Annotated in this window: 8 protein-coding genes; 1 reads left to right on the top strand and 7 read right to left on the bottom strand. The window is 70.2% G+C overall.

Going from position 1 to position 7,994, the window contains the following annotated elements; translation table 11 throughout:
- Positions 1-364, top strand: a 364-nt coding sequence (locus tag FGF04_RS21980) for a pyridoxal-phosphate dependent enzyme (RefSeq protein WP_149513769.1), incomplete at its 5' end; no start/stop codon positions are given.
- A gap of 85 nt (positions 365-449) precedes the next feature.
- On the opposite strand, the gene FGF04_RS21975 is transcribed toward FGF04_RS21980, so the two are convergent.
- The 7 genes from FGF04_RS21975 to FGF04_RS21945 all read right to left on the bottom strand — a co-directional run bounded on the left by FGF04_RS21975 (position 450) and on the right by FGF04_RS21945 (position 7,793).
- On the bottom strand, positions 450-1,472 hold the full coding sequence (locus tag FGF04_RS21975) for a TerD family protein (RefSeq protein ID WP_149513768.1): 1,023 nt from the start codon (positions 1,470-1,472) through the stop codon (positions 450-452).
- A gap of 147 nt (positions 1,473-1,619) precedes the next feature.
- Positions 1,620-2,609 carry a zinc-dependent alcohol dehydrogenase family protein gene (locus FGF04_RS21970; RefSeq protein ID WP_149513019.1) on the bottom strand — a complete coding sequence of 330 codons (990 nt, stop codon included), beginning with the start codon at positions 2,607-2,609 and terminating at the stop codon, positions 1,620-1,622.
- Positions 2,606-3,487, bottom strand: a complete 882-nt coding sequence (locus tag FGF04_RS21965; protein ID WP_149513018.1) for a carbohydrate ABC transporter permease — start codon at positions 3,485-3,487, stop codon at positions 2,606-2,608. The genes FGF04_RS21970 and FGF04_RS21965 overlap by 4 nt, the downstream gene beginning before the upstream one ends.
- Positions 3,484-4,425 (bottom strand): carbohydrate ABC transporter permease, encoded by a 942-nt coding sequence (locus tag FGF04_RS21960; RefSeq protein WP_149513017.1) that lies wholly within the window; start codon positions 4,423-4,425, stop codon positions 3,484-3,486. Before FGF04_RS21960 ends, FGF04_RS21965 begins: the two co-directional genes overlap by 4 nt.
- Positions 4,422-5,792 (bottom strand): ABC transporter substrate-binding protein, encoded by a 1,371-nt coding sequence (locus FGF04_RS21955; RefSeq protein WP_149513016.1) that lies wholly within the window; start codon positions 5,790-5,792, stop codon positions 4,422-4,424. The genes FGF04_RS21960 and FGF04_RS21955 overlap by 4 nt, the downstream gene beginning before the upstream one ends.
- Before the next feature lie 113 nt (positions 5,793-5,905).
- Positions 5,906-6,676 carry a DeoR/GlpR family DNA-binding transcription regulator gene (locus tag FGF04_RS21950; protein ID WP_149513015.1) on the bottom strand — a complete coding sequence of 257 codons (771 nt, stop codon included), beginning with the start codon at positions 6,674-6,676 and terminating at the stop codon, positions 5,906-5,908.
- A gap of 292 nt (positions 6,677-6,968) precedes the next feature.
- Positions 6,969-7,793, bottom strand: coding sequence for an NAD-dependent epimerase/dehydratase family protein (locus FGF04_RS21945; protein WP_149513014.1), 825 nt, complete (start codon positions 7,791-7,793; stop codon positions 6,969-6,971).
- Between the last annotated feature and the right edge of the window lie 201 nt (positions 7,794-7,994).

The raw sequence follows: 7,994 nt of genomic DNA, 5'->3' as shown, positions 1-7,994 counted from the left end.
CGGGCGATCCGGCCGATCTGCTCCCGGGTCCGCCGCGCCCGGGCGGACCCGGGAGCAGATCGGCCGGATCGCCCGTGGCACCGGGCAGCTCATCGGCGTGCGGGCCGAGCTGGGCGAGGACGACGTCGAGCTCGACGGGCGCTACCACGCCGGGGTCTACGGGATACCCGACGAGCGCACGCTGGAGGCGATGCGGCTCGCCGCGCGGACCGAGGGGATGGTCACCGACCCCGTGTACGAGGGCAAGTCCATGGCCGGGATGATCGACCTGGTGCGCCGCGGGGAGATCGGGCGGGAGTCGAACGTGCTGTACGCCCATCTCGGTGGGCAGCCCGCGCTGAACGCGTACAGCGCGTTGTTCTGAGGGGGGCCGCTGACGGCGGGCGGCCCCGCCCGCCCGTACGTGCGCGGGTGCGGGGCCGTCCCGGGTCGGCGTGCGGGGCCGTCTGTCAGAGGGCCTGGGCCGACGGCTTCACCATGCCCCGGACCGTGCGGGACTTGACGAAGGTGCCCAGGGCCGTCATCTCCCATTCGCCGGAGAACTGCTTGATGAGCTTGGCCATCATCACGCCGGTCTGCGGTTCCGCGCTGGTGAGGTCGAAGCGGACCAGCTCCTCGCCCGTGGCGGCGTCCAGGAGGCGGCAGTAGGCCTTGGCGACCTCGGTGAACTTCTGGCCGGAGAAGCTGTTCACCGTGAAGACCAGGCCCGTCACCTCCTGGGGGAGGCGACCGAGGTCCACGACGATCACCTCGTCGTCCCCGCCGCCCTCGCCGGTGAGGTTGTCGCCGGAGTGCTTGATCGCGCCGTTCACGATGGAGAGCTTGCCGAAGTAGCAGCTGTCGATGTGGTTGCGCTGCGGGCCGTAGGCGATGACCGACGCGTCCAGGTCGATGTCCTTGCCGCGGTACGCCGGCTCCCAGCCCAGGCCCATCTTCACCTGGGAGAGGAAGGGACGGCCGCCCTTGGTCAGGGACACCGTCTGGTTCTTCTGGAGGCTCACCCGGCCCTTGTCCAGGTTGATCCCGTTCGCGTAGCCCTGGCCGACCGCGCGGGCCTTCCAGGCGCCGTTGCGGAGGTAGACCTCGACGATCACCAGGGCCGTCTCCGTGCCCAGCTGGGGCGGGGTGAAGGAGGCGAGGACGGAGCCGTCGTCCGCGTTGCGGATCGTGGCCGTGGGCTCGATGCCCTGGAAGGTCTGACCCGCGGCGTCCGGGCTCGCGGTGACGACGATCTTCTCGATGCCCGGGGGCACGGCGGCCGTGTCGACCGTGATCGAATCGGGGGTGCTGCCGCCGCCGGAGCGGTACGTCACCCCCGGGCCGGACGGCTGGTTGTAGAAGATGAAGTCGTCGTCGGAGCGCACCTTGCCGTCGGCGGTGAGCAGCAGGCCCGAAACGTCGAGCCGCACCGGGGCGGCGACGTCCACCGTCACGCGGGCGACGGGGAGAGGGATGTTCGAGCCGGGGGTCATAGCTGTCATGCCGGGAGAACGAGCGACCTCTCTTTGCCGTTCCCTTACCAAGCCGCCAATCGGGTGCCCCCGCCGCGGGGAGGGACGGCGGGGGCGGCATTCCTGTCGGTGGACGACGGCCGGCGGGTGACGGCCGGTGGGTGGCGACTAGGGGACGACGACCGTCTTGCGGCCGATGCCCTTGGCGAACTGCTCCAGTGCCTGCGGGTACTGGTCCAGGGGCAGGCGGTCGGAGATGAAGACGTTCGGGTCCAGGACGCCCGTCGAGAACAGCTCGGCCGCGCGCTCGAAGCTGTGCAGGACCGCCATCGAGCCGGTGATGGTGATCTCCTGGTTGTAGATGCGGTACGGGTCGATGGAGACCCGGGTCGCGTAGTCGGCCACCCCGAACTGGAGGAACGTGCCGGCCTTGGCGACCCGCTCCAGGCCGTCCTGGATCGCCGCCGCGTTGCCGGTGGCGTCGATGACCAGCTCCCAGCCCTGCGGCCGGTCCAGCTCGTCGGCGCTGGTGGCGGAGGCGGAGACGCCGAGCTGGCGGGCCGTCGTCAGGCGCTGCGGGTTGATGTCGACCATGTCGACGCTCGCGGCGCCGGTCCGCTTCGCCAGTTCCAGCATCATCAGGCCCATCGTGCCCGAGCCGTAGATGAGGACGTGGGCGCCGAGGCGGGAGTTCAGGACGTCGTAGCCGCGTACCGCGCAGGACAGCGGCTCGATCAGGGCCGCGTCCTGGGTGCGTACGTGCTCGGGGAGCTTGACGCAGTTCGCCACGGGCGCGACCGCGTACTGGGCGGCGCCGCCCGCCGTGGTCACGCCGATCGCGGCCCAGCGCTCGCACATGTTGTTGTGGCCGTCGCGGCAGTACCGGCACTCGTAGCAGTAGAGCGAGGGGTCCACGGCGACCTGGTCGCCGACCGACAGCTCGGTGACCTGCCGGCCCACCCCGACGACCTCGCCCGCGAACTCGTGCCCCGGGACGATCGGCAGCTCGGGCGCGAACTCGCCCTGGAGGATGTGCAGGTCCGTGCCGCACAGCCCGCAGGCCGCGACCTCCACGACGACCTCGCGGGGTCCTGGTGTCGGGTCCGGGACCTCGGCGACGACGGCCTTGCCCACGGACTCGATGACGGCGGCTTTCACTTGACGGCTCCAAGCGACAGGCCCTGGACCAGCTTGTCCTGGGCGGCGAACCCCGCGGCGAGCACCGGCAGGGAGACGACGAGCGACGCGGCGCACACCTTCGCCAGGAACAGGCCCTGGCTGGTGATGAAGCCGGTGAGGAAGACCGGGGCGGTCTCCGCCACCACGCCCGTCAGCACACGGGCGAAGAGCAGCTCGTTCCAGCTGAAGATGAAACAGATGAGGGCGGTGGCCGCGATGCCCGGGAGGGCGATGGGGGCCACCACTCGGGCCAGGATCGTCGGCAGCTTCGCGCCGTCGATCTGGGCCGCCTCGATGATCGCCACCGGGACCTCGGAGAGGAAGGACTGCATCATCCACACCGCGATCGGCAGGTTCATCGACGTGTAGAGGATGACCAGGAGCCAGATGTTGTCCAGCATCCCGGTGTTCTTCGCGAAGAGGTAGATCGGCAGCAGGCCCGCGACGATCGGCAGCATCTTCGTGGAGAGGAAGAAGAACAGGACGTCCGTCCACTTCTTCACCGGGCGGATGGAGAGCGCGTACGCGGCGGGCAGGGCGAGCAGGAGGACCAGGAGCGTCGAGGCCAGGGACGCGACCGTCGAGTTGATCAGGGCCGGCCAGGGGCTCGCGCCGCCGCCGGTGCCGAAGAACTCGCGGTAGCCGTCCAGGGTCAGGGCCGCCCCGAAGGAGGGCGGGTTGGTCGCCGCGTCCTCCTCGGAGTGGAAGGACGTCAGGGCCATCCAGGCGATGGGCAGGAAGAAGACGACGGCGGCCAGCCAGGCGACCAGGCCCAGGCCCCTTCCCCTGGGACGGCGGGGACCGGGCGGTGTGCCTTCGGTGCTGCGGGTGCGTGCGGGTACGGCTGTTGCGGTCATGCGCGGGACACCTCCTCGCGGAACAGGGACGAGACCACGCGCAGCGCGAAGGTCGCGATGATGATCGAGCCGATGACGACCAGGACGCCGGCCGCGGAGGCGAGGCCGTTCTCGTGCGCCTGGTAGAAGCTCTGGTAGACGGTGTAGGGCAGGTTCGCGGTGCCCAGGCCGCCCGACGTGATGGTGAAGACCGCGTCGAAGTTCTGCACGATGTAGATCGAGCCGAGCAGGGCGCCCAGTTCGAGGTAGCGGCGCAGGTGGGGCAGGGTCAGGTAGCGGAAGACCTGCCAGCCGCTCGCGCCGTCCACCTTCGCGGCCTCGATCTGCGCGTGGTCGCGGCTCTGCAGGCCGGCCAGCAGGATCAGCATCATGAACGGCGTCCACTGCCAGATGAGGGACATCTCCACGGCCAGCAGCGGGGTGTTGGAGATCCAGTCCGGCTCGGGACCGCCGACGTAGTGCAGCAGGCCGTTGAGCAGGCCGTACTCGGGGTTGTAGAGCACGTGCTTCCAGAGCAGGGCCGCCGCCACCGGGACCACCAGGAAGGGCGCGATCAGGAGCGTGCGCACCAGGCCGCGGCCCTTGAACTTCCGGTCCAGCAGGAGCGCGAGGCCCAGGCCCAGGACCAGGCTGGCCAGGACGACGGTGACGGTCAGCAGGATCGTCGTCCAGACCGACTTGCGCAGGGCCGCGTCGGTGAGGACCTCCGTGTAGTTGCCGAAGCCCGTGAAGCTGCGGGCGTCCGGGTAGAGCGAGTTCCAGTCGAAGAAGGAGATCACCAGCGTGGCCACGAAGGGCAGCTGGGTCACGGCGATCATGAAGATCAGGGCGGGCAGGAGCGGGGCCCGGGTCGCCCAGGCGCGCAGGCGGTCGGAGGGGGGCTTCTGCTCCGTGCGTACGGGTGGTGCGGCCACGGGGGCTGTCGTTGTCGCGGTCATCGTCCCTCGTACTCCTCGGCGATCTCCTCGGCCAGCTTCTGGGACTTCCTCAGGGCCGACTCGACGGACTGGCGTCCGGCGATGGCCGCGCTGATCTCCTGCGAGACCTTGGTGCCGAGATCGGTGAACTCGGGGATGCCGACGAACTGGATGCCGGGCGCGGGCCGCGGCTGCACGCCGGGATCGGTGGGCCGGGCGTCCTCGATGGCCTGCTTGGTCATGTCCTGGAAGGCGCCGGCCTCCTTGCGGTAGTCGGCGTTGGTGTACGTCGAGGCGCGCTTGCCGGCCGGCACGTTGGCCCAGCCGATCTCGTCGCCCACCAGCTGCTCGTACTCCTTGCTGGACGCCCAGGAGACGAACTTCCACGCCTTGTCGGGGTTGCGGGAGGCGTCCTGGATGCCCCAGGCCCAGGTGTAGAGCCAGCCGGAGGACTCGGTCTCCTCGACCGGCGCCGGCGCGTAGCCGATCTTGCCCTTGACCGGGGACTTGGCCGACTCCAGGGAACCGGCCGCGGACGTGGCGTCGTACCACATGGCGACCTTGCCCTGGGTCAGGTTGTTCAGGCACTCGGCGAAGCCGGACTGGGCCGCGCCGGACTCGCCGTGCTCGCGCACGAGGTCCACGTAGAACTCGGTCGCCTTCTTGAACTCGGGGGAGTCGAGCCGCGCCTTCCAGTCCTTGTCGAACCAGGTGCCGCCGAAGGTGTTCACGACCGTGGTGAGCGGGGCCATGATCTCGCCCCAGCCGGGCAGGCCGCGCAGGCAGATGCCCTTCATGCCCGGCTCGGCGCCGTCGGCCTTCGCGGCGAGGTCGGCGACCTCGGTCCAGGTCGGGCGCTCGGGCATCGTGAGGCCCTTCGCCTCGAAGACGTCCTTGCGGTACATCAGGAAGGACGACTCGCCGTAGAAGGGCTGTCCGTAGAGCTTGCCGTCCTCCGCGGTGAGGGACTGGCGCATGGGCTTGAGGACGTCCTGCTCGTCGTAGGCCGAGTCCTTCGCCACGTACGAGTCCATCTCGTGCAGCCAGTCGTTCTTGGCGTAGATCGGGATCTCGTAGTTGGACAGGGTGGCGACGTCGTACTGGCCGGCCTGGTTGGCGAAGTCCTGGCTGATCTTGTCGCGGACGTCGTTCTCCGGCAGCACGGTGAAGTTCACCTTGATGCCGGTCTCCTTGGTGAAGTGGGCGGCGGTGAGCTTCTGCAGCTCCATCATCTGGGGGTTGTTGACCATGAGGACGTTGATGGAGTCGCCACCGGAGCCCGCACCGCCCGCTCCGGCCCAGCAACCGGAGAGCAGCGGGGCGAGCAGCGTCCCTGCGGCGGCCGCGGCGAACATCGCGCGCGGCCTCCGTCGGCTCTGGGTGCGCATGGATCACTCCTGGATCAATCAGTACATAAGGGATGGCGTGAGGGAAGGCATGGGGAAGGTGTTGCCGTGCGGTGGTGTCGTGGACCGGCTTCCCGGACTCCCGCGGTCCTCCGTCAGACCCGGATGACCTGGGGGCCCTGCATCGAGTAGCGGTGGGCTTCGGAGGCGGGCAGGAACGTGCTCGTGACGATCGCTTCCAGGGCGCTGATCTCGGCGAACCGGCAGAAGCTGACGGCGCCGAACTTGGTGTGCACGCCCGCGAAGACCGTGCGCCGCGCGGCCCGGATCGCCTGTGCCTTGACCTCGCTGACGGCGGGGTCGGGGGTGGTGAGGCCGTGCTCGCGGGAGATGCCGTTGGCGCCGATGAACGCCAGGTCGATGACGAAGCCCGCGAGCATCTTCGTCGTCCAGTGGTCGACGGTGGCCAGGGTGCCCGGCCTGACCCGGCCGCCCAGCAGCAGCACCGTCTTGTTGTCGGCCTCGGCGAGCGCGCCCGCGGTGGCCAGGGACGCGGTGACCACGGTCAGCGGTCGGTCCCGGGGCAGTGACTCGGCGATGAGCTGGGGGGTGAAGCCCTCGTCGACGAAGACCGTCTCCGCGTCCCCGAGCAGGTCGGCGGCCGCGGCGGCGATCCGGCGCTTCTCGGGTACGTGGCTGGTGGCGCGGAAGGCGAGCGTCGTCTCGAAGCCGGCGCTCTCCACGGGGTAGGCGCCGCCGTGGGTGCGGCGGACCAGGCCGTGGTCCTCCAGGGCGCGCAGGTCGCGGCGCACGGTCTCCCGGGCCACGCCCAGTTCGGCCGCGAGCGCGTTCACGTCGACGGCGCCGGTGCGCCGCGCGGTCTTCACGATCTCCCGCTGCCGTTCCTCCGCGCTCATGCCCGACACCCGCTTCCGCTCCCTTGCGCACTGCCCGTTCGGGCCCGGTGTGGCCCCTGGGGGAAGTTCTACCCCCGGTGCGCGCCGCTGACCAGGTCTGTTGCGGGCCCGATGGCGCCCGTATGTGCCCGTTGGGTGAGACGGCTGCCCGGTCCGGACCTGCGGCGGAGCGTAATTCGGGCACTGTGCGTGCCCGAACGGCGGGGCGGACGGGCCCGTTCGGTGCCCGTCCGCCCCGGAAGGTGACGCGTGTGCGGTGTGTGGGAGGTGGCTGGAAGTGCCGCGGAACCCCGTGCGGGGTTCAGTGGGGCCAGATCGGCGGGTTGCTCACGAAGGCGCCGCCCAGGCAGGCGTGTTCGGGGTTGTCCGGGTCCAGTTCGCCCTGTTCCGCGATCAGTTTCTCGGCGTACTGCTCCGAGTCGTCCTGGGGCTCGTAGCCGAGGGCGCGGGCGCTCGTGAGGTCCCACCACAGGCGGGTGTTGGCGGACGAGCCGTAGACGACGCTGTGCCCGACGCCCTCGGCGGTCAGCGCCGCGTGGAAGAGGCGGGCGCCGTCGCCGGGGCTCATCCAGACCGACAGCATGCGCACCGTGGTCGGCTCCAGGAAGCAGGAGCCGATGCGCACGGAGACGGTCTCCAGGCCGTGCTTGTCCCAGTAGAGCTGCGCCAGGTCCTCGCCGAACGACTTCGACAGGCCGTAGAAGGTGTCCGGGCGGCGCGGGGTGTCGACGGGGATGAGCGCGTCCGGCGCGTGGGGCGCCTCGCCCGCGGGGCGCGGGGTGAAGCCGACCGCGTGGTTGGAGGAGGCGAAGACGATGCGCCGCACGCCCTCCTCGCGGGCGGCCTCGTACAGGTTGTACGTGCCCTCGATGTTCGCCTTCAGGATCTTGTCGAAGGTGGACTCCAGGGAGATGCCCGCGAGGTGGAGGACGGCGTCCACGCCCCGGACCGCCTCGCGCAGGGCTTCCTTGTCGGCGAGGTCGGCGACGATCGCGTCCGGCTCGCCCTCGATCGGGCGCAGGTCGAGCAGGCGCAGTTCGTAGCCGTAGGCGGGCAGCAGCCCGCGCATCAGGGTGCCGAGGCCGCCGGCGGCGCCGGTGAGCAGAATGGTGCGGGGGGCGGGCATCCTCGGGTCTCCTAGTGTCAGTAGCCGCGGGCGTGTGCGTCATCGTGTACAGCATTCACATCCGTGGACACGCTAAGGATCGTCCACCGCTCGCGTCAAGTGTCGCGCGTGGGTGCGGGATCCACCGCCTCTCCGCTTCGTTTGTGGTCTTTTATTGCTCCGGGAATGCGGGTTTCCCCGCTTGACCGCCCCCAAGAGGGC

Source organism: Streptomyces apricus (assembly GCF_008369065.1).
Lineage (GTDB): Bacteria > Actinomycetota > Actinomycetes > Streptomycetales > Streptomycetaceae > Streptomyces > Streptomyces apricus.
Note: the sequence above shows the minus strand (reverse complement) of the source record. Positions and strands in the feature narration are given on the sequence as shown.

Bases quoted from the DNA above. Each gene is read 5' to 3' on its own strand.
- FGF04_RS21975 (WP_149513768.1), bottom strand. From the start codon at position 1,472: ATGACCCCCGGCTCGAACATCCCTCTCCCCGTCGCCCGCGTGACGGTG.
- FGF04_RS21965 (WP_149513018.1), bottom strand. From the start codon at position 3,487: ATGACCGCAACAGCCGTACCCGCACGCACCCGCAGCACCGAAGGCACA.
- FGF04_RS21960 (WP_149513017.1), bottom strand. From the start codon at position 4,425: ATGACCGCGACAACGACAGCCCCCGTGGCCGCACCACCCGTACGCACG.
- FGF04_RS21955 (WP_149513016.1), bottom strand. From the start codon at position 5,792: ATGCGCACCCAGAGCCGACGGAGGCCGCGCGCGATGTTCGCCGCGGCC.
- FGF04_RS21945 (WP_149513014.1), bottom strand. From the start codon at position 7,793: ATGCCCGCCCCCCGCACCATTCTGCTCACCGGCGCCGCCGGCGGCCTC.